This window comes from Microbacterium sp. 1.5R (assembly GCF_007667425.1).
GTDB lineage: Bacteria > Actinomycetota > Actinomycetes > Actinomycetales > Microbacteriaceae > Microbacterium.
This window is the reverse complement of the sequence record NZ_VDRC01000001.1, coordinates 314,702-334,825: the sequence shown is the minus strand read 5'-3', so window position 1 is coordinate 334,825 and position 20,124 is coordinate 314,702. Positions and strand designations below refer to the sequence as shown.

Below are 20,124 nucleotides of genomic sequence, written 5' to 3'. Positions count from 1 at the left end.
CCTTCCACGGGCAGATGAAAGGGCCCTGTCCGCGAACGGACAGGGCCCTGGTGGGGGAGTGGCGGAGTCTACTCCGCGTCCTCCTCCGACTTCTTGTCGCGAGGGTGCTTGGGCGGATCCGTCGCGATCACGGTGCTCGGAGTGTTCGCCGTCTCATCGACGTGGTTCTCCTCGACCGTGAGAGGAGCGTCAGGGAACCCTGCACGCTCGTGCGATTCCTGGATCTCCGCGGCCTCGGCCTCGGCGTTGCTCGCCGTCACGTGATGTTGGTGAGCGTCGGCCTCTTCGACCTCGGCCTGCGTGAGCGGAGCCAGACGGTCTTCGAAGAACCACCGGGAGATCGAGGAGCGCAGGTTCTCGCTCCAGGGGATGCGGCCCTTCTCGTTCGGTCGCACCACGAGGGGCTCGTAGCCGTCGACGTCGATGAGCTTCCAGCGGTCGTACTTGTCGACCGGCTCGTGAACCTCGATGAACTCGCCACCGGGAAGGCGGACGATGCGACCGGACTCGAAGCCGTGCAGGACGATCTCGCGATCCTTCTTCTGCAGCGCGAGCGCGATGCGCTTGGAGACGAAGTAGGCGAGGATCGGGGCGAGGAACAGCGCCGCCTGCAGCGTGTGGATCACGCCCTCCATGGTGAGCATGAAGTGCGTCGCGATGAGGTCGGAGGATGCCGCAGCCCAGAGGACCGCGTAGAACACGACTCCGGCGACACCGATCGCGGTGCGGGTGGCGGCGTTGCGGGGGCGCTGGGCGATGTGGTGCTCGCGCTTGTCGCCGGTGATCCACGCCTCGAGGAACGGGTAGATCGCCACGACGACGATGAACAGCCCGAGGACCGCCACCGGCGCGAGGATGCCGAACGACCACGTGTGGTTGAGGAAGACGATGTCCCAGTTGGACGGGGCGAGTCGCAGCGCGCCGTCGGCGAAGCCGATGTACCAGTCCGGCTGAGTACCGGCGGAGACGGGGGACGGGTCGTACGGGCCGTAGTTCCAGATCGGGTTGATCTGGAAGAACGTCGCGATCAGCACGATGGCACCGAAGACGATGAACAGGAAGCCGCCCATCTTCGACATGTACACCGGCATCATCGGGTAACCGACGACGTTGTCGTTCGTGCGGCCAGGGCCCGCGAACTGCGTGTGCTTGTTGATGATCATCAGCATCAGGTGCACCGCGATCAGGGCGATGATGATCATCGGCAGCAGCAGGATGTGCAGTGTGTACAGACGGCCGACGATGGCGGTTCCGGGGAATTCGCCGCCGAACAGCATGAACGACGTCCATGTGCCGATCAGGGGGAGGCCCTTGATCATCCCGTCGATGATCCGGAGGCCGTTACCCGAGAGCAGGTCGTCGGGGAGCGAGTAGCCGGTGAAGCCCTCGGCCATCGCGAGGATGAACAGGACGAAGCCGATGACCCAGTTGAGCTCGCGGGGCTTGCGGAAAGCGCCGGTGAAGTACACGCGCAGCATGTGCACGCCGATGCCGGCGATGAAGACGAGCGCGGCCCAGTGGTGGATCTGGCGGACGAGGAGTCCGCCGCGGATGTCGAACGAGATGTTCAGCGACGACTCCAGCGCTGCCGACATCTCGATGCCGCGCATCGGAGCATAGGCGCCCGTGTAGTGCGTCTCGACCATGGAGGCCTCGAAGAAGAACGTCAGGAACGTTCCGGAGAGGAACACGACGACGAAGCTCCAGAGAGCGATCTCGCCGAGCATGAACGACCAGTGGTCAGGGAAGATCTTGCGACCGAGCTCCTTGACCAGACCGGAGAGGCTGGTGCGCTCGTCGAGGTAGTTCGACGCGGCGCCGACGAAGCGGCCGCCGAGAGGCGCCTTGTTGTCCTTGTCCTCTTTGGACAGCGTTGCGGTGCTCAATGGCGCTCCCAGAAGCTCGGGCCGACGGGCTCGGTGAAGTCACTGCGTGCGACGAGGTAGCCCTCGTCGTCGACGGTGATAGGCAGCTGCGGCAGAGGACGCGCGGCCGGGCCGAAGATGACCTTGGCGTGATCCGTGACGTCGAACTGCGACTGGTGGCAGGGGCAGAGGAGGTGGTGCGTCTGCTGCTCGTACAGGGCGACCGGGCATCCGACGTGCGTGCAGACCTTCGAGTACGCGACGATGCCGTCGTACGACCAGTCCTTGCGGTCTTCGGCCTCGATGAGCTGCTCCGGGCGGAGCCGCATCATCAGCACGATGGCCTTGGCCTTCTCCTCGAGGTACCCGTCGTGGTGGCTCAGCGTGGCGAGCTCCTCCGGGATCACGTGGAAGGCGGACCCGAGGGTGACATCGGACGCCCGGATCGGCGTGCCGTCGGGATCGCGGACGAGCCGGGCACCCTTCTCCCACATGGTGTGCTGCAGCAGCGCGACCGGATCGCCCGCAGTCGGGTCATCCGGCGTGCTGTGCGGTGCGAGCCCGCGGAAGAGCGTCACGCCGGGGATGATCGAGGCGACGATCGCTGCGAACAGCGAGTTGCGGATCATGGTCCGACGGCCGAAGCCCGACTCCTCGTTGGCCGTTGCGAAGGCCTGGATGGTCGCCTCGCGGGTGGAGTCCTTGCCGCGGGTGGGGTGGCGGAGCTCGATGTGCTCCTTGTCGCTCATCAGCGCCTTGGACCAGTGGATGGCGCCGATGCCGAGAGCGAGGAGCGCGAGCGCGATGCCGAGACCGATGAAGAGGTTGTTCTGGCGGATGTCGATGAGAGCGCCGCTCTCGATCGGGAAGAGCATGTAGGCGGCGACCGCCCAGATGCTTCCGGCCAGCGAGAGGTAGAACAGGGTGTAGACGGTCCGCTCCGCCGTCTTCTCGGCGCGCGGGTCCTTGTCGGTCATCCGCTCGCGGTGCGGCGGCAGCCCCGGGTTCTGCACGGGGTCGTTGACTGCGACACCCAGCCCCGGAGAGGGCTGGTAGGCCCTGTCGAGAGCCTGCGAGTCGTCGTCGTGTGCCATGGTGATCCTCGTACGTTCCTCTTCGATGAATAAGCGTCAGTTGGACTTCGCCGTGATCCACACGGTGATGGCGACGAGCGCGCCGATGCCGAAGATCCAGGCGAACAGGCCCTCGGACACCGGACCGAGCGAGCCCAGCGAGAAGCCGCCCACCTGCACCGACTGCTGCTGGAAGAGCAGAGCCGAGATGATGTCGCGCTTGTCCTCGTCGGAGAGGTTCAGGTCACCGAAGACGGGCATGTTCTGGGGGCCGGTGACCATGGCGGCGTAGATGTGCAGCGCGCTGGTCTCGGTCAGGGCGGGAGCGTACTTGCCCTCGGTGAGAGCGCCACCCGCGGCGGCCACGTTGTGGCACATGGCGCAGTTGACGCGGAAGAGCTCGGCTCCGTGCGACACATCGCCTTCGCCGTCCAGGATCTCCTTCTCCGGGAAGGTCGGGCCGGGAGCCGTCTCCTGCACGTACGACGAGATCGCGAGGATCTGGTCCTCCGTGAACTGCGGGTGCTTCTGCGGGGCCTGAGGGCCCTGCATCTGCAGCGGCATGCGACCGGTCGACATCTGGAACTCGACCGCCAGCTCGCCCACGCCGTACAGGCTGGGTCCGTTGGGCGTGCCCTGCAGGTCCAGGCCGTGGCAAGTGGCGCAGTTCGCCTGGAAAAGCTTCTCGCCGTCCTCGACCGTCAGCGTGCTCGATGCCGCCGTCTGGGTGTCGGTCGCGGCGAATGCCGCGGACGCTCCGGCGTACACCGCGCCGGTGATCATGAGGCCTGCTCCGATGAGGGCCGCGGCAGCCAGTGGGCTCCGGCGGCCGTTCGAACGGCGCTTCTTCTCTCGTGCCATCTCGGGGATCAGCTCCGCTCTTATTTCAGGAAGTAGATAACGACGAACAGCACGATCCAGACGACGTCGACGAAGTGCCAGTAGTAGGACACCACGATCGAGGAGGTCGCCTCCTTGTGCCGGAAGTTCTTGACCGCGTATGCGCGTCCGATGACGAGCAGGAACGCGATGAGACCGCCGGTGACGTGCAGGGCGTGGAAGCCCGTGGTGATGTAGAAGGCCGACGCGTAGGAGTCGGCGCTGATCGGCATGCCCTCGGCGACCAGCTGGGCGTACTCCCAGACCTGGCCGGAGACGAAGATGGCGCCGAGCGCGAAGGTGAGGAAGAACCATTCGACCATGCCCCAGCCGAACAGGCGGCGACGACCGGCACCGTTCTTCTGGCCCTTTGCGATGCGATAGGGCTGCAGGTCCTCGGCGGCGAAGACACCCATCTGGCAGGTGAACGACGACAGCACGAGAATCGCGGTGTTGACGAACGCGAACGGCACGTTGAGGAGCTCGGTGCGGTCGGCCCACAGCTCGGGTGAGGTGCTGCGGAGCGTGAAGTAGATCGCGAAGAGTCCCGCGAAGAACATCACCTCGCTGCCGAGCCACACAATGGTGCCGACAGCTACCGGGTTGGGCCGCTTGATGGTTCTCGCTGCCGGGGCATACGTCGCTGAGGTCGTCACCCTTCCATTATGGCCGATCCGCGGGCATGATTCTCGCACCAGGCGGGCGCAGATCACTGACTTTCAGCTTAGGTGACCCTAAGAAGACACTGCGAATCGTCGGTGAATCCGCGGGAAACAGGGGATGCCGAAGCGCGGGACGGCATCCGCGAACAATCTGAGCCCTCCATACGCGCCGATAGGATCGCCTCATGCTCGAAACGCTCACCTGGTCCGATGTGCTCACCACCCTTCTGGAGCGCCGCGACCTCAGCGTGTGGGAGTCCACCTGGGCGATGCGTCAGATCATGCGGGGCGACGTCACGGAGGCGCAACTGGCCGGCTTCCTCGTGGCGCTGCGCGCGAAGGGGGAGACGATCGATGAGATCGTCGGGTTCCGCGATGCGATCCTGGAAGCCGCGGTGCCGCTGCCGGTGTCACCGAACGTGCTCGACATCGTCGGCACCGGCGGCGACCGGGTCGGCACCGTCAACGTCTCGACCACGGCGGCCATCATCATCGGGGCCGCGGGCATCCCCGTCGTCAAGCACGGGAACCGTGCGGCGAGCTCCGCATCCGGATCCTCCGACGTGCTGAGCGCGCTCGGTCTCGAGCTGACCCTCGACCCCGCGGCGGTGTCGTCGATCCTGGATCGCACCGGCATCACGTTCGCCTGGGCCGGCGCCTTCCACCCGGGCTTCAAGCACGCCGGAGGCGTGCGCGCAGAGCTCGGCGTGCCGACGGTGTTCAACATGCTCGGCCCGCTCTGCAATCCGGCGCGTGCGGAGGCCAACGCCGTCGGCGTCGCGCAGATCGAGCGCGTGCCCCTCATCACCGGCGTCTTCCGCACCCGCGGAGCCACGGCACTGGTGTTCCGGGGCGACGACGGGCTCGACGAGCTGACCACCACCGGGCACAGCCGGATCTGGGAGGTGACGCGCGGCGACATCCACGAGCACGACCTGGATCCCCGCGATCTCGGCATCCCGATCGCGGATCTCGCCGACCTCATCGGCGGCACGCCCGCGCACAACGCCGAGGTGCTGCGTCGCACCCTCGCGGGGGAGCAGGGGCCTGTGCGAGACATCGTGCTGCTCAACGCGGCGGCCGGCATCGTCGCGTTCGAACTCTCGCAGGACCCCAGCCAGGCCAGCCGCCCGATCGTCGAGCGGCTCAAGGCGGGATACGAGAAGGCGGCCGCCGCGGTCGACGACGGACGCGCGGCCGCGAAGCTCGACGAGTGGATCGGCGTCAGCCGGGAATTGGCCACGGCCTAAGGGGAGTCATGGACCCGATCGCTGCACTGCTCGAGATCGCCTCCCTGCTCGAGCGTGAACGCGCCTCGCGATACCGGGCCAAGGCGTTCCGTCAGGCGGCGGCGAGCTTGCAGGGCCTCCCGGACGAGGTGCGTACGGATCCCACGCGGCTGAGGGCGGCTAAGGGCATCGGGGAGTCGACCTTCGCGGTGATCCGCCAGGCGCAGGCGGGAGAGGTGCCCGACTACCTCGTCGAGCTGCGGGGAGAGGTCGAGCCGGAGATCATCTCAGATCTGCGCGCGAAGCTCCGCGGCGACCTGCATGCGCACACCGAGTGGTCGGACGGGACGACGCCGATCGCGGTGATGGCCGCCGCAGCCAGATCCCTCGGACACGAGTACCAGGCCATCACCGATCACTCGCCGCGCCTCCGAGTCGCGCGAGGGCTGTCCGCCGAACGTCTGCGCGAGCAGATGCCCCAGGTGCGGGCGGAGTCCGGTGATGGCTTCACCCTCCTCGCCGGCATCGAGGTCGACATCCTGGAGGACGGCGCGCTCGATCAGGAGGACGGGTTGCTGTCCGATCTCGACATCGTGGTCGCGTCGGTGCATTCGAAACTGCGGATGGACGCACGACCCATGACCGCGCGGATGCTGGCGGCCGTGGCGCACCCCAGGGTGAACGTCCTCGGACACTGCACCGGCCGACTCGTGCAGGGCGAACGGGGAACGCGGCCCCAGTCGCAGTTCGACGCCGAGGCCGTGTTCGCGGCGTGCGCCGAGAACGGTGTGGCCGTGGAGATCAACTCCCGACCCGAACGTCAGGATCCACCGGACGAGCTCATCGCGATCGCGCTGGAGGCGGGGTGCCTGTTCTCCATCGACTCCGACGCGCACGCGCCCGGGCAGCTCTCGCTCCTCGATCACGGAGCGCAGCGGGCCGAGAGAGCGGGCGTGCCGGCATCCCGCATCGTGACGACCTGGGGACTCGAGCGGCTGCTCGCCTGGGCCGGGTGACCGCCGCCGGGTCAGTCGGCGGTCGTGCCGACGGCGGCGATGGCGCGCGCCATGGAGCCGCCGAGGTTCCAGGACTCGGCCAGTGCGAGGGCGGCGTCGACCTCGTCGGGGCCCAGGGGGAGCAGAGGCTCGGTCGGCGCGGTGATCTCGAGATCCCTCGCCACCTCGACCACGGTCGGGGCCACGTCGAGGTAGGCGGAAGCGGCGAGCACCTTCGCGCGCACTCCGGCGCTCATGCCCTCCCCTGCTTCCGCGGCCGAGCGGATGCCGGCGAGATCACCGTGCTCCTTCAGCAGCGTCGCGGCCGTCTTCTCGCCGACTCCCGGTACACCGGGCAGACCGTCGGACGCATCGCCGCGCATGGTCGCGAAGTCCGCGTACTGCGAGGGCAGCACTCCGTACTTGGCGACGACGACGGCATCCGTCACGATCTCGAGATTGCTCATGCCGCGCGCCGTGTAGATGACGCGCACCGCTCGATCGTCGTCGACGAGCTGGAAGAGGTCGCGGTCGCCCGTCACGATGTCCACCGGAATCGTCGCGTGGGTCGCCAATGTCCCGATCACATCGTCCGCCTCATGCTCGGCGACACCCACGATCGGGATGCGAAGGGCTGCGAGAGTCTCGCGGATGAGCGGGATCTGCGCCTCGAGCGGGTCGGGCACCTCTTCGACGTCGGGGCCGGCGGGGACGACTTCCACGACGCGGTGCGCCTTGTAGCTGGGGATGAGGTCGACGCGCCACTGCGGACGCCAGTCGTCGTCCCAGCAGGCCACCACGTGGGTCGGCTCGTAGAGCGTGATCAGCTTCGCGATGATGTCGAGCAGTCCCCGCGCCGCGTTGATGGGCGAGCCGTCGGGGGCCGTGACCTTGTCGGGGACCCCGTAGAAGGCGCGGAAGTAGAGGCTGGCGGTGTCGAGGAGGAGCAGCTTGTCGGCGCGATCTGGCATGGGGACAGTCTGGCAGGGCAGACCGGCGCCGGCCGGTATTCCGAGGAGGCGGCGAAGCCTCCGATCTGATAGCCTTAAACGTCACTCGTGGCGTGTCTCGCATGCCCTCGTGACAGAAATCACAATCCAACCGCTGAGAAGCATGCAGTACGACCGTGCGCGGTCGCATCTTCCGGCCCGAGTTCCCATTCAACAAGGACAACCCACTACATGACTACCGCAACGACCGCCCCGGCCACCAAGCAGGTCGCCATCAACGACATCGGATCTGCTGAGGACTTCCTGGCCGCGGTCGAGAAGACCCTGAAGTTCTTCAACGACGGCGACATCATCGAAGGCACGATCGTCAAGATCGACCGCGATGAGGTTCTGCTCGACGTCGGCTACAAGACCGAGGGTGTCATCCCCTCGCGCGAGCTCTCCATCAAGCACGACGTCGACCCCAACGAGGTCGTCAAGGTCGGCGACGAGGTCGAGGCTCTCGTCCTCCAGAAGGAGGACAAGGAAGGCCGTCTGATCCTCTCCAAGAAGCGCGCACAGTACGAGCGTGCCTGGGGAGACGTCGAGAAGATCAAGGAGAACGACGGCGTCGTCACCGGTACGGTCATCGAGGTCGTCAAGGGTGGACTCATCGTCGACATCGGCCTCCGCGGCTTCCTGCCCGCGTCGCTCATCGAGCTGCGCCGCGTCCGCGACCTCACGCCGTACCTCGGCCAGGAGATCGAGGCCAAGATCCTCGAGCTCGACAAGAACCGCAACAACGTCGTGCTCTCGCGCCGTGCCCTGCTCGAGCAGACGCAGTCCGAGTCGCGCACCACGTTCCTCAACAACCTGCACAAGGGCCAGGTCCGCAAGGGCGTCGTCTCGTCGATCGTCAACTTCGGTGCGTTCGTCGACCTCGGCGGCGTCGACGGCCTCGTGCACGTCTCCGAGCTGTCCTGGAAGCACATCGAGCACGCCTCCGAGGTCGTCGAGGTGGGCCAGGAGGTCACCGTCGAGATCCTCGAGGTCGACCTCGACCGCGAGCGCGTCTCGCTGTCGCTCAAGGCGACGCAGGAGGACCCGTGGCAGGTCTTCGCCCGCACCCACGCGATCGGACAGGTCACGCCGGGTAAGGTCACGAAGCTCGTTCCGTTCGGCGCGTTCGTGCGCGTCGCAGACGGCATCGAGGGCCTCGTCCACATCTCCGAGCTCTCGAGCAAGCACGTCGAGCTCGCCGAGCAGGTCGTGTCGGTCGGCGAAGAGGTCTTCGTCAAGGTCATCGACATCGACCTCGAGCGTCGCCGCATCTCGCTGTCGCTGAAGCAGGCCAACGAGTCTGTCGACCCCAACGGCACCGAGTTCGACCCGGCCCTCTACGGCATGGTCGCGGAGTACGACGAGAACGGCGAGTACAAGTACCCCGAGGGCTTCGACGCCGAGACGGGTGCCTGGAAGGAGGGCTTCGACGCCCAGCGCGAGGCATGGGAACAGGAGTACGCTGCAGCCCAGGCTCGCTGGGAGGCCCACAAGGCTCAGGTCATCAAGGCCGCAGAGGCCGAGGCCGAGGCCGGTGCCGACTTCGGCGGCCAGGCCTTCTCGAGCGAGACCGCCGGTGCGGGCACGCTCGCTGACGATGAGGCTCTCGCGGCTCTCCGGGAGAAGCTCTCGGGCGGCAACTCCTAAGCAGCTCTGTCAGAACGGGCCGTCACTCCTCGGAGTGACGGCCCGTTCCGCGTCTGCGGGTATACGGGCCAGGCCGGCCGCGCCTTCCGTGACCGATCATTACGCATCGGTTCGTAACATTCCGCCGGTCTCGGACAGCATGAATGCATGACCTCCCTCCTGAATGCGCCCGCGTCGTCGCGCGCTGCGGGATCTGCGGGTGCCGCAGCATCGGTGCGGCTCGATGCCGTCGAGCGCACGTTCGCCCTCGGACAGGGAACTCGCACGGTGCTGCGCGGCGTGGATGTCGAGGTGTCAGCCGGCGAGATCGTCGCCGTCGTCGGCCCATCGGGGTGCGGCAAGTCCACACTCCTCCGTCTCATCGGCGGGCTCGACGCGCCGAGCCGCGGAGGCATCGAGCTCGGTGGCGCAGCGGTCGCCGATGCCGACGAGCGCACGGCCGTCGCCTTTCAGGAGCCGCGGCTGCTCCCGTGGCGCACCCTCGCGCAGAACGTCGAACTCGGTCTGCCACGGCGAACCCCTCGACGGGAGGGCCGTGAGCGCGTCGAGGAGCTGTTGCACCTGGTCGGCCTCGAGCACGCGGCCGGCCAGCGCCCCCGCGAGGTCTCCGGCGGTATGGCGCAGCGCGCCTCGCTCGCGCGAGCCCTCGCCCGGAACCCCGGTGTCCTGCTGCTCGACGAGCCGTTCGGCGCGCTCGACGCCCTCACCCGGCTGCGGATGCACGACCTGCTCCTGAAGATCCATGCCGCAGAGCCGACCACCGTCCTCCTCGTCACGCACGACGTGGAGGAGGCGCTCTACCTGGCGGATCGCGTGCTGCTGCTGCGCACCCTCGCAGACGACGAGGATACGGCGGCATCGTCGATCGCACGCACCGTCAGCGTGCCAGGAGCACGACCCAGAGACCGCGCCGACCGCGGCCTCGCCGACCTCCGCGCCGAGCTCCTCGAAGGACTCGGCGTCGACACCCACCACCGCATGTCCCCCGAGGAGAACCGATGAGCACCATCACCCGCCGAATCATCCCTGCGATCGCGATCGCGGGCACGATGATGCTCGTCGCCACCGGATGCGTCGCGGGGGAGGACGCTTCCGCCGACGCGGCCGACACAGCGGATGCCGCCGCCTCCGGCGAATGGTCATCCGACACGCTGTCGCTCGACTTCGCCACCTACAACCCGCTCAGCCTCGTGGTCAAGGATCAGGGGCTTCTCGAAGAGATCCTCGGGGACGACGTGACCGTCGAGTGGGTGCAGTCCGCCGGCTCCAACAAGGCCAACGAGCTGCTGCGCTCCGGATCGATCGACGTCGGATCGACCGCCGGCTCCGCCGCCCTCCTCGCGCGGGCCAACGGCTCGCCGATCCAGGTCATCGACATCTACTCGCAGCCCGAGTGGGCGGCGATCGTCGTCGGACCGGACAGCGACATCAACTCGGTCGAGGACCTCGCAGGCAAGTCCGTGGCAGCGACCAAGGGTACCGACCCCTACTTCTTCCTCCTGCAGGCGCTGGAAGAGGCCGGGCTGTCGGTCGACGACGTCGAGGTGCAGAACCTGCAGCACGCCGACGGACGCGCTGCGCTCGACGGAGGATCCGTGGCGGCGTGGTCGGGGCTCGATCCCATCATGGCCGCCGCCGAGGTCGAATCCGGCGACAAGCTGATCTACCGCAACGTCGATTTCAACTCCTACGGATTCCTGAACGCGACCGAGGACTTCATCGAGAACCATGCCGACCTGGCCCAGGCGGTCGTGGATGCGTACGAGCAGGCCCGGGAGTGGGCGCTCGAGAACCCCGAGGAGACCGCGGAGCTGCTCGCCGAGGTGGCGGGCATCGACCCTGCCGTGGCGAAGACCGTGATCGAGGATCGCTCGAACCTCGACGTGAGCGGCGTCCCCGGCGACGACCAGATCGCGGTTCTCGAGAAGATCGCACCCGTGCTCGTCGACTCGGGCGATGTCCAGGGCGGCAAGGAATCCGTCGACAAGGCGCTCGACTCGATCGTCAACGACACGTTCGCCACGAAGGCGGTCGACGGGAAGTGATCGGCCCCGACCAGCGCGTGGTCGTCCCCGCAGACGCGCGCGACGCGCTCGACGCCGCGAAGGGTCGCTATCGTCCCTCCCTACGACGAGCCCGCCGCGGGTGGGATCGCCCCGCCGTGCGCATCGCCGGAGGGCTGCTGCTCCCCGTTCTGATCGTCGCGGCCTGGCAGATCTCGACGACCAGCGGAATGGTCGAGCCCTACCGACTCCCCACCCCGGCATCCGTCTTCGCCGCCGGCGCCGAGCTCGCCGAGGGCGGCGCGCTCTACACCCACATCGCGATCTCCGTGCAGCGCGTGCTGCTCGGATTCGCGATCGGCTCGGCCATCGGCCTCGCCGCCGCGGGCCTCGTCGGTCTCTCTCGCCTCGGCGACATCCTTCTCAGCCCGACGCTCGCGGCGATCCGCGCCGTGCCCTCGCTGGCCTGGGTGCCGCTGCTGATCCTGTGGATGCAGATCGGCGAGTCCTCGAAGGTCACGTTGATCGCGATCGGCGCGTTCTTCCCCGTGTACACGACGGTCGCGTCGGCGCTGCGGCACGTGGACCCCCAGCTCGTCGAAGCCGGTCGATCCTTCAGCCTGCGCGGGTGGTCGCTGTTCCGTACGGTGCAGCTTCCCGCCGTCGTTCCTTCCGTGGTCGCGGGGCTCCGACTGGCGCTCGCGCAGGCCTGGCTGTTCCTCGTCGCAGCAGAGCTCATCGCATCGTCGATGGGTCTCGGCTTCCTCCTGACCGACTCGCAGAGCAACGGACGCGTCGACCGCATCATCCTCTCGATCATCCTGCTCGCGCTCCTCGGAACGATCACGAACGGGGTGCTCGCTCTCGTCGAGAAGTACCTGCTCAGGCGGTGGGCATGACCGCCGCAGAAGCGCGTCTCGTCGAGCAGCGGAGCTATCCCGTTCCCGCCGGGTTCGCCGCGACCGCGAACGTGACGGGCGAGGCCTATGGCGAGGCGGAGAAGGATCCCATCGCGTTCTGGGAGCGAGCGGCGCAGCGTCTCGACTGGGCGCAGCCCTGGGAGACGCCGCTCGAGTGGCAGCCCCCGACGGAGGCGGCCGGACCCTCGGCTCGGTGGTTCAGCGGCGGCAGGTTGAACGTTGCCGTCAACTGCGTCGACCGTCATGTTCTTGCCGGACGCGGCGATAAGGTCGCGCTGCACTTCGAGGGCGAGCCGGGCGATCGCACGACCGTGACCTACGCCGACCTGCAGGGCCGCGTGGCGCAGGCCGCCAATGCCCTCATCGCGCTCGGCATCCGCGCAGGCGACCGCGTGGTGGTCTATCTGCCCGTGCTCGTCGAGACGGTCGTCATCACACTGGCGTGCGCGCGCATCGGCGCCGTGCACTCTCTGGTCTTCGGCGGATTCTCGGCCGAGGCCGTCCGCTTCCGGCTCGCCGACACCGGAGCCAGACTCCTCGTCACGAGCGACGGCCAGTTCCGCCGGGGGTCGGCGACCGAGGTCAAGTCCACGGCCGACGCCGCGGCCGCCGATCTTCCCGACCTCGAGCACGTCCTCGTCCTCCGGCGCACCGGACAAGACGTCCCGTGGACCGACGGACGCGACGTGTGGTGGCACGATGCGGTCGACACGGCGTCGACCCACCACGAGGCCGAGGCGTTCGACGCCGAGCATCCGCTCTTCATCATCTACACCTCGGGCACGACAGGGAAGCCGAAGGGCCTCGTCCACACGTCGGGCGGCTACCTCACGCACGCGAGCTGGGCGCACTGGGCGCACTTCGACGCCAAGCCCGACGATGTGCACTGGTGCACCGCCGACCTCGCCTGGGTCACAGCGCACACCTACGAGATCTACGGCCCGCTCAGCAACGGACTCACGCAGGTGATCTACGAGGGCACGCCGGACACTCCGCACCGCGAGCGCCACCTCGAGATCATCGAGCGTTACGGGGTCACCGTGTACTACACGGCGCCGACCCTCATCCGCACGTTCATGACCTGGTTCGGTGCCGACCTCCCGCACGGCCACGACCTCTCCACCCTGCGCCTGCTCGGCACGGTCGGCGAGGCGATCAATCCCGAGGCGTGGGTCTGGTTCCGTCGCAACTTCGGGCGCGACGAGCTTCCGGTGGTCGACACGTGGTGGCAGTCGGAGACGGGGGCGGCGATGATCGCCCCGCTTCCCGGTGCGACCACCCTCAAGCCCGGCTCCGCGTCGATCCCGCTCCCCGGGATCGACGCGACGGTCGTCGACGAGCACGGCGCCGAGGTCGCCCCGGGGCGCTCGGGCACCCTCGTCGTGCGCCGGCCGTGGCCGGGGATGGCCAGAACCGTGTGGGGCGATCCCGACCGCTACCGGTCCGCCTACTGGGCGTCGTACGCCGGGCACGGGGAGTGGGGCGGATTCTACGTCGCCGGAGACGGCGCCACGCGCGACGCCGACGGCTACATCTGGATCCTCGGGCGCCTGGATGACGTCGTGAACGTCTCCGGCCACCGCCTCTCGACGATCGAGATCGAGTCGGCCCTGGTGGCCCATGACACGGTGGGGGAGGCTGGCACCGCCGGCGTCTCCGATCCTGTGACCGGGCAGGCCGTCGTCGCCTTCGTCACGCCGTCCGGTCGGTCCCACGTATCGGCCGCCGATCTGCGCGGCGAGGTGGCCCGTGCGATCGGACCCGTCGCCAAGCCGAAGCACGTCGTCGTCGTGCCCGACCTCCCCAAGACCCGCTCGGGCAAGATCATGCGCCGGCTTCTCGCGCAGCTGTGGGAGGCAGAGCAGGACCGTCGGGCGGGCCGCGACGCGGCGCCGCTCGGCGATACGACATCATTGCAGAACCCCTGGGCCGTCGACGACATCGCCGCCGTGCTCGCCGACGCCGAACTGAGGACATCATGACGGAAGAACACCGCTTCGGATTCCGCACCAGAGCGCTGCACGCCGGGGGCACGCCAGACGCGTCGACCGGCGCCCGCGCGGTGCCGATCTACCAGACCACGTCGTTCGTCTTCGACGACGCGGCCGATGCCGGCAACCTCTTCGCACTGCAGAAGTACGGGAACATCTACTCCCGTATCGGCAACCCGACGGTCGCCGCACTGGAGGAGCGACTCGCGTCGCTCGAGGGCGGGATCGGCGCTGTGGCGACGGCATCCGGCATGAGCGCCGAGTTCATCACGTTCGCCGCACTCGTGGGGGCCGGCGACCACGTCGTCGCGGCCGCCCAGCTGTACGGCGGCACCGTGACGCAGCTGGACGTGACGCTGCGGCGGTTCGGTGTCGAGACCACGTTCGTGGCATCGACCGATCCGGCGGATTACGCGGCGGCCATCCGACCAGAGACCAAGGTCGTCTACGTCGAGATGATCGGCAATCCCTCCGGCGAGATCGCCGACATCGAGGGCCTCGCCGAGGTCGCGCACGCGGCGGGCGTCCCGCTCGTGGTCGACGCGACGCTCGCGACGCCCTACCTCGCTCGCCCGCTCGAGCACGGCGCGGACATCGTCATCCACTCCGTCACCAAGTTCCTGGGCGGTCACGGAACGACCCTCGGTGGGATCGTCATCGAGAAGGGCACCTTCGACTGGGGCAACGGTCGCTTCCCCGAGATGACCGAACCCGTCGCGTCCTACGGCGGCATCAAGTGGTGGGACAACTTCGGCGAATACGGGTTCCTCACCAAGCTGCGCACGGAGCAGCTGCGCGACATCGGTCCTGCACTGAGCCCGCAGTCGGCGTTCAACCTGCTCCAGGGAATCGAGACCCTGCCGCAGCGCATCGACGGGCATCTCGCGAACGCACGCGTCGTCGCGGAATGGCTCGCTGCGGACCCGCGGGTCGCCTACGTCACCTGGGCGGGGCTGGAGGGCCACCCGCACCACGAGCGCGCGGCCAAGTACCTGCCGCTCGGCCCCGGGTCGGTGTTCGCCTTCGGAGTGAAATCCGACGACGGACGAGCGGCGGGGGAGAAGCTCATCGAGAACCTGCAGCTCGCTTCGCACCTCGCGAACATCGGAGACGCGCGAACCCTCGTCATCCACCCGGCATCGACCACGCACAGGCAGCTCTCCGACGAGCAACTGGTCGGAGCGGGCGTACGCTCGGACCTCATCCGCATCTCGGTCGGTCTCGAAGACGCCGAGGACATCATCTGGGACCTGGATCAGGCCCTGACCACCGCGACGGGGGAGAACCGATGAGCGATACCACCTCGGCGGGCGACAGCTGCGCCGTCCCGACGCCGCAGGATGCCGCGGCCTGCGCACTGCCCGGCACCGTATCCGAGTCCACCGGGCACACATGGGTCGGCCCCGGGCAGCAGGAGCGGTTCACCATCCTCCGTCGTACCAAGTCCATCGCGATCGTCGGCGCGTCGAACAACCCCGCCCGCGCGTCGTACTTCGTCGCGACCTACCTCCTGTCGAGCACGCCGTACGACGTGTATCTGGTGAATCCGCGTGAGAAGGAGATCCTCGGGCAGCCGGTGTACGCGTCGCTCGCCGACCTGCCGGTCGTGCCCGACCTCGTCGACGTCTTCCGACGCCATGAGGACCTCCCCGGCGTCGCCCAGGAGGCGATCGATGTCGGCGCGAAGGCGCTGTGGCTGCAGCTCGGATCGTGGAACGAGGATGCCGCGGCGCTCGCCCAGGGCGCCGGTCTGTCCGTCGTGATGGATCGGTGCGTCAAGATCGAGCACGCGCGGTTCCACGGCGGACTCCACCTCGCCGGCTTCGACACCGGAGTGATCAGCTCGCGACGGCAGCTGCTGGCGCGCTGAGTCTCGACGCGCGAAGCCTAGACTGGCGGCATGCCTCTCATCGCGCTGACCGGCGGCATCGCCTCTGGCAAGTCGACCATCGCCCGCAGGCTCGCGGAGCACGGCGCGACGATCGTCGATGCGGACCAGATCGTCCGCGACGTGCAGGCGCCGGGCAGCCCCGTGCTGACGGAGATCGCCGAGGTCTTCGGAGCCGAGGTCATCGCCCCCGACGGTTCGCTCGACAGGGCGGTTCTCGGTGCGCGGGTCTTCGCGGACGCCGATCTGCTCGCGCGACTGAACGCGATCGTGCATCCGGCCGTCCGCGCGGAGTCGCAGAGGCGATTCGACGCGGCATCCTCGGACGACCCCGACTCGGTCGTCGTGTACGACGTGCCGCTCCTCGTCGAGGCTCGCGTCGACGACCCCTGGGACCTGATCGTCGTGGCGCATGCCCCCGCCGACATCCGTCTCGAACGACTCGTCGAACTCCGCGGGATGGAGCGCGCGGCGGCGCAGGACCGGATCCATGCCCAGGTGTCGGATGAGCGGCGGCTCGCGATCGCCGACGAGGTGATCGACACCTCCGGCACACTGGACGAGACCGTCGCCCAGACGGATGCTCTCTGGCAGCGGATCCTGGCGCGGTGAGCTTCACCGGTCACGCGCCAGGCTCGTCCCCTTACCGCCGACTGATCGTCGGACTGTTCTTCGCGGGGATCGCCACCTTCGCCCAGCTGTACTCACCGCAGGCCGTGCTCCCGCAACTGGCGGCCGACCTCGTCGTCTCGCCGGCGACCGCGGCGCTCACGGTGTCGGCGGCGACGCTGGGACTCGCCGCAGCGGTGATCCCGTGGTCGCTCGTCGCCGACCGCATCGGACGGGTGCAGGCCATGGCGATCGGCGTGATCGCGGCGACGGTCTTCGGACTGCTCGCCCCGCTGAGCTCCGCCCTCGAGATGCTGCTCCTCCTGCGGCTGCTCGAGGGCATCGCGCTGGGTGCGATCCCCGCGGTCGCCCTGGCGTTCCTGAGCGAGGAGGTCACGGCGCGCAGCGCGGCGGCGGCAGCAGGCAGCTACATCGCAGGCACGACGGTGGGCGGACTGCTCGGACGAGTGCTGTCGGGGATCGTCGGCGAGCTGGCGGGATGGCGAGCGGGGATGTGGGTCGTCGCCGGCGTCTGCGTCGTGGCCGCCGTCCTCTTCCTCTGGCTCACGCCGAGAGCGCAGGGGTTCGTGCCGGGACGTCTTCGCCCCGGCGGGGAGAGGACGGGCATCCTGGCTCGGCTGGTCACGCCCCTGCGCTCACGGGCGCAGCTCGCACTGTATGCGCAGGGATTCCTGCTCATGGGCGCGTTCGTGGCGGTGTACAACTATCTGGGGTTCCACCTCGCTGCGCCTCCGTTCGCGCTGCCCGCGTGGCTCGTGACGCTGCTGTTCCTCGCTTATCTGGCCGGCACCTTCTCGTCGCCGTGGGCGGGAACGACGGCTTCGCGGATCGGACGGTATCCGGTGCTGCTCTGCGCGACGGCGCTGATGGCGGTGGGCGCTCTGACGATGCTGGCGGCTGTCGCGTCGGTCGTCCTGATCGGTCTCCTGCTGTTCACCGCCGGCTTCTTCGCGGCGCACGCCGTCGCGTCGGGCTGGGCGCCTGTCGCGGCCGGTCCGACGACCCGGGCGCAGGCCTCGTCGCTGTACTACTTCGGCTATTACGCCGGCTCGAGCCTGTTCGGGTGGGCTCTCGGCATCGTCTTCGGATCGCTCGATTGGACGTGGTTCGTCATCGCCGTCGTCGCGCTCTGCGCGGTCGCCGCCGCCCTCGCGTCTGCAGCGCTGCGGGGCACGCCCGGCGCACGACCTCTCGAGGGCGTCGGTTGACCGCGAGAGGTCGGCTCGACAGCGGCGACCCCGATGTCGGTGGCCCCGCCTACGCTTGAAGTATGCAGACCACCCGCAGCGTCCGACCGTTCGAGGTCATCAGCGAGTACGCCCCGGCCGGCGATCAGCCTCAGGCGATCGCCGAGCTCGCCTCGCGCATCAACGCCGGCGAGACCGACATCGTGCTGCTCGGCGCCACCGGTACCGGCAAGTCGGCGACGACGGCGTGGCTCGTCGAGCAGGTGCAGCGCCCGACGCTCGTCCTCGCCCACAACAAGACCCTCGCGGCGCAGCTGGCGAACGAGTTCCGCGAGCTCATGCCGAACAACGCCGTCGAATACTTCGTCTCGTACTACGACTACTACCAGCCCGAGGCGTACGTCCCGCAGACCGACACCTTCATCGAGAAGGACTCGTCGATCAACGCCGAGGTCGAGCGCCTCCGCCACTCGACGACGAATTCGCTGCTGAGCAGACGCGACGTGGTCGTCGTGTCGACCGTGTCCTGCATCTACGGACTCGGGGCTCCGGAGGAGTACCTGCGCGCCATGGTCGCGCTGCAGGTGGGGGAGCGGTATGACCGCGATGCCCTCATCCGCCAGTTCATCGCGATGCAGTACAACCGGAACGACGTCGACTTCTCGCGGGGCAACTTCCGCGTGCGCGGCGACACCATCGAGATCATCCCGGTCTACGAGGAGCACGCCATCCGCATCGAGCTGTTCGGCGACGAGATCGAGGCCCTGTATTCCCTGCACCCGCTGACGGGCGAGGTGATCGAGAAGATGGACTCCGTGCCGATCTTCCCCGCGTCGCACTACGTCGCCGGCACGGACGTGATCCAGCGCTCCATCGGCACGATCGAACACGAGCTCGAGGAGCGTCTGGCGGAGTTCGAGAGACAGGGCAAGCTGCTCGAGGCCCAGCGACTTCGCATGCGGACGACATTCGACCTCGAGATGCTGCAGCAGCTGGGCTTCTGCTCGGGCATCGAGAACTACTCGCGCCACATGGACGGACGGATGCCGGGCGAGCCGCCGCACACCCTGCTGGACTTCTTCCCCGACGACTTCCTGCTCGTGATCGACGAGTCGCATGTCACCGTTCCGCAGATCGGGGCGATGTACGAGGGTGACGCGTCACGCAAGCGCACGCTCGTCGACCACGGGTTCCGGCTCCCGAGCGCGATGGACAATCGGCCGCTGCGCTGGGATGAATTCAAGAACCGCGTGGGGCAGACCGTGTACCTCTCGGCCACCCCCGGCAAGTACGAGATGGGCATCGCCGACGGTGTGGTGGAGCAGATCATCCGCCCGACGGGCCTCGTCGACCCGCACATCGTCGTCAAGCCGTCGAAGGGGCAGATCGACGATCTCCTCGAGGAGATCCGGCTGCGCGTCGAGCGCGACGAGCGCGTCCTCGTCACGACGCTGACGAAGAAGATGTCGGAGGAACTCACCGACTTCCTCGGCGAGCACGGCGTGCGGGTGCGCTACCTGCACTCCGACGTCGATACGCTTCGTCGCGTCGAACTCCTCAGTGAATTGCGCGCCGGTGTGTACGACGTCCTCGTCGGCATCAACCTCCTCCGCGAGGGACTCGACCTGCCGGAGGTGTCCCTCGTCTCGATCCTCGACGCCGACAAGGAGGGCTTCCTGCGGTCGGGCACGTCACTCATCCAGACCATCGGGCGTGCCGCGCGAAACGTGTCGGGCGAGGTCCATATGTACGCCGACAAGATCACCGATTCGATGGCCAAGGCGATCGAGGAGACCGACCGTCGCCGGGACAAGCAGATCGCCTACAACAAGGAACACGACATCGATCCTCAGCCTCTCCGCAAGCGCATCGCCGACATCACCGAGGTCCTCGCCCGCGAGGGAGCTGATACGGCCGACATGCTCGCCGGACGCGGCAAGGCGTCGGGCAAGGGCAAGTCCCCGACGCCAAATCTGCGTCGGACCGGCATCGCGGCAGAGGGCGCTCAGCAGCTCGAGTCCACGATCGAGGATCTCTCCAACCAGATGCTCGCGGCAGCAGCCGAACTCAAGTTCGAGCTCGCGGGGCGACTGCGCGACGAAGTACAGGATCTGAAGAAGGAACTGCGCGCGATGGAGCGCGCCGGGCACGCGTGACCGTGGGGAC

At 68.1% G+C, this 20,124-nt stretch carries 17 protein-coding genes; 12 read left to right on the top strand and 5 right to left on the bottom strand.

The window, feature by feature from the left end; translation table 11 throughout:
* Positions 1–68 precede the first annotated feature (68 nt).
* The 4 genes from FSY98_RS01680 to FSY98_RS01665 are packed head-to-tail and all read right to left on the bottom strand — an operon-like array spanning position 69 to position 4,473.
* A complete protein-coding gene (locus tag FSY98_RS01680) occupies positions 69–1,886 on the bottom strand; it encodes a cytochrome bc complex cytochrome b subunit (protein ID WP_144873278.1) in 1,818 nt (605 codons plus the stop codon).
* Positions 1,883–2,959 (bottom strand): ubiquinol-cytochrome c reductase iron-sulfur subunit, encoded by a 1,077-nt coding sequence (locus FSY98_RS01675; protein WP_144873275.1) that lies wholly within the window; start codon positions 2,957–2,959, stop codon positions 1,883–1,885. Before FSY98_RS01675 ends, FSY98_RS01680 begins: the two co-directional genes overlap by 4 nt.
* 36 nt (positions 2,960–2,995) lie before the next feature.
* Entirely contained in the window at positions 2,996–3,799 is an 804-nt protein-coding gene (locus FSY98_RS01670) for a c-type cytochrome (RefSeq protein ID WP_144873272.1), read from the bottom strand.
* A gap of 20 nt (positions 3,800–3,819) precedes the next feature.
* Positions 3,820–4,473: a heme-copper oxidase subunit III gene (locus FSY98_RS01665; protein ID WP_091234540.1), complete on the bottom strand. Its 654-nt coding sequence runs from the start codon at positions 4,471–4,473 to the stop codon at positions 3,820–3,822.
* A gap of 191 nt (positions 4,474–4,664) precedes the next feature.
* On the opposite strand from FSY98_RS01665, the gene trpD reads away from it, so the two are divergent.
* Positions 4,665–5,729, top strand: coding sequence for an anthranilate phosphoribosyltransferase (trpD, locus tag FSY98_RS01660; protein ID WP_144873268.1), 1,065 nt, complete (start codon positions 4,665–4,667; stop codon positions 5,727–5,729).
* 8 nt (positions 5,730–5,737) lie between these two features.
* Positions 5,738–6,724 carry a PHP domain-containing protein gene (locus FSY98_RS01655; RefSeq protein ID WP_144873265.1) on the top strand — a complete coding sequence of 329 codons (987 nt, stop codon included), beginning with the start codon at positions 5,738–5,740 and terminating at the stop codon, positions 6,722–6,724.
* Between the two features lie 11 nt (positions 6,725–6,735).
* On the opposite strand, the gene FSY98_RS01650 is transcribed toward FSY98_RS01655, so the two are convergent.
* On the bottom strand, positions 6,736–7,674 hold the full coding sequence (locus FSY98_RS01650) for a 5'-3' exonuclease (RefSeq protein WP_144873261.1): 939 nt from the start codon (positions 7,672–7,674) through the stop codon (positions 6,736–6,738).
* A 210-nt stretch (positions 7,675–7,884) separates the two neighbouring features.
* On the opposite strand from FSY98_RS01650, the gene rpsA reads away from it, so the two are divergent.
* From rpsA to uvrB, 10 genes are all read left to right on the top strand, one after another.
* On the top strand, positions 7,885–9,339 hold the full coding sequence (gene rpsA / locus FSY98_RS01645; RefSeq protein WP_144873258.1) for a 30S ribosomal protein S1: 1,455 nt from the start codon (positions 7,885–7,887) through the stop codon (positions 9,337–9,339).
* A gap of 147 nt (positions 9,340–9,486) precedes the next feature.
* Positions 9,487–10,341, top strand: a complete 855-nt coding sequence (locus FSY98_RS01640) for an ABC transporter ATP-binding protein (RefSeq protein ID WP_144873255.1) — start codon at positions 9,487–9,489, stop codon at positions 10,339–10,341.
* Positions 10,338–11,384, top strand: a complete 1,047-nt coding sequence (locus tag FSY98_RS01635) for an aliphatic sulfonate ABC transporter substrate-binding protein (RefSeq protein ID WP_144873252.1) — start codon at positions 10,338–10,340, stop codon at positions 11,382–11,384. The genes FSY98_RS01640 and FSY98_RS01635 overlap by 4 nt, the downstream gene beginning before the upstream one ends.
* Positions 11,381–12,241 (top strand): ABC transporter permease, encoded by an 861-nt coding sequence (locus FSY98_RS01630; RefSeq protein ID WP_144873249.1) that lies wholly within the window; start codon positions 11,381–11,383, stop codon positions 12,239–12,241. The genes FSY98_RS01635 and FSY98_RS01630 overlap by 4 nt, the downstream gene beginning before the upstream one ends.
* Positions 12,238–14,244: an acetate--CoA ligase gene (acs, locus tag FSY98_RS01625; protein ID WP_144873246.1), complete on the top strand. Its 2,007-nt coding sequence runs from the start codon at positions 12,238–12,240 to the stop codon at positions 14,242–14,244. The genes FSY98_RS01630 and acs overlap by 4 nt, the downstream gene beginning before the upstream one ends.
* On the top strand, positions 14,241–15,545 hold the full coding sequence (locus FSY98_RS01620) for an O-acetylhomoserine aminocarboxypropyltransferase/cysteine synthase family protein (RefSeq protein WP_144873243.1): 1,305 nt from the start codon (positions 14,241–14,243) through the stop codon (positions 15,543–15,545). The genes acs and FSY98_RS01620 overlap by 4 nt, the downstream gene beginning before the upstream one ends.
* Complete coding sequence (locus FSY98_RS01615; RefSeq protein WP_144873240.1) at positions 15,542–16,123, top strand: CoA-binding protein; 582 nt, start codon at positions 15,542–15,544, stop codon at positions 16,121–16,123. The genes FSY98_RS01620 and FSY98_RS01615 overlap by 4 nt, the downstream gene beginning before the upstream one ends.
* 30 nt (positions 16,124–16,153) lie before the next feature.
* Entirely contained in the window at positions 16,154–16,753 is a 600-nt protein-coding gene (gene coaE / locus FSY98_RS01610) for a dephospho-CoA kinase (protein ID WP_144873235.1), read from the top strand.
* Entirely contained in the window at positions 16,750–17,979 is a 1,230-nt protein-coding gene (locus FSY98_RS01605; RefSeq protein WP_144873232.1) for an MFS transporter, read from the top strand. Before coaE ends, FSY98_RS01605 begins: the two co-directional genes overlap by 4 nt.
* 62 nt (positions 17,980–18,041) lie before the next feature.
* Entirely contained in the window at positions 18,042–20,114 is a 2,073-nt protein-coding gene (uvrB, locus tag FSY98_RS01600) for an excinuclease ABC subunit UvrB (protein ID WP_144873229.1), read from the top strand.
* The last annotated feature ends 10 nt before the right edge of the window (positions 20,115–20,124 follow it).

Excerpts from the sequence above, each read along its gene's own strand:
- FSY98_RS01670 (WP_144873272.1), bottom strand. The coding sequence starts at position 3,799 with ATGGCACGAGAGAAGAAGCGCCGTTCGAACGGCCGCCGGAGCCCACTG.
- uvrB (WP_144873229.1), top strand. The coding sequence starts at position 18,042 with ATGCAGACCACCCGCAGCGTCCGACCGTTCGAGGTCATCAGCGAGTAC.
- coaE (WP_144873235.1), top strand. The coding sequence starts at position 16,154 with ATGCCTCTCATCGCGCTGACCGGCGGCATCGCCTCTGGCAAGTCGACC.
- FSY98_RS01650 (WP_144873261.1), bottom strand. The coding sequence starts at position 7,674 with ATGCCAGATCGCGCCGACAAGCTGCTCCTCCTCGACACCGCCAGCCTC.
- FSY98_RS01655 (WP_144873265.1), top strand. The coding sequence starts at position 5,738 with ATGGACCCGATCGCTGCACTGCTCGAGATCGCCTCCCTGCTCGAGCGT.
- FSY98_RS01620 (WP_144873243.1), top strand. The coding sequence starts at position 14,241 with ATGACGGAAGAACACCGCTTCGGATTCCGCACCAGAGCGCTGCACGCC.
- rpsA (WP_144873258.1), top strand. The coding sequence starts at position 7,885 with ATGACTACCGCAACGACCGCCCCGGCCACCAAGCAGGTCGCCATCAAC.
- FSY98_RS01640 (WP_144873255.1), top strand. The coding sequence starts at position 9,487 with ATGACCTCCCTCCTGAATGCGCCCGCGTCGTCGCGCGCTGCGGGATCT.
- acs (WP_144873246.1), top strand. The coding sequence starts at position 12,238 with ATGACCGCCGCAGAAGCGCGTCTCGTCGAGCAGCGGAGCTATCCCGTT.
- FSY98_RS01675 (WP_144873275.1), bottom strand. The coding sequence starts at position 2,959 with ATGGCACACGACGACGACTCGCAGGCTCTCGACAGGGCCTACCAGCCC.
- FSY98_RS01615 (WP_144873240.1), top strand. The coding sequence starts at position 15,542 with ATGAGCGATACCACCTCGGCGGGCGACAGCTGCGCCGTCCCGACGCCG.
- trpD (WP_144873268.1), top strand. The coding sequence starts at position 4,665 with ATGCTCGAAACGCTCACCTGGTCCGATGTGCTCACCACCCTTCTGGAG.
- FSY98_RS01635 (WP_144873252.1), top strand. The coding sequence starts at position 10,338 with ATGAGCACCATCACCCGCCGAATCATCCCTGCGATCGCGATCGCGGGC.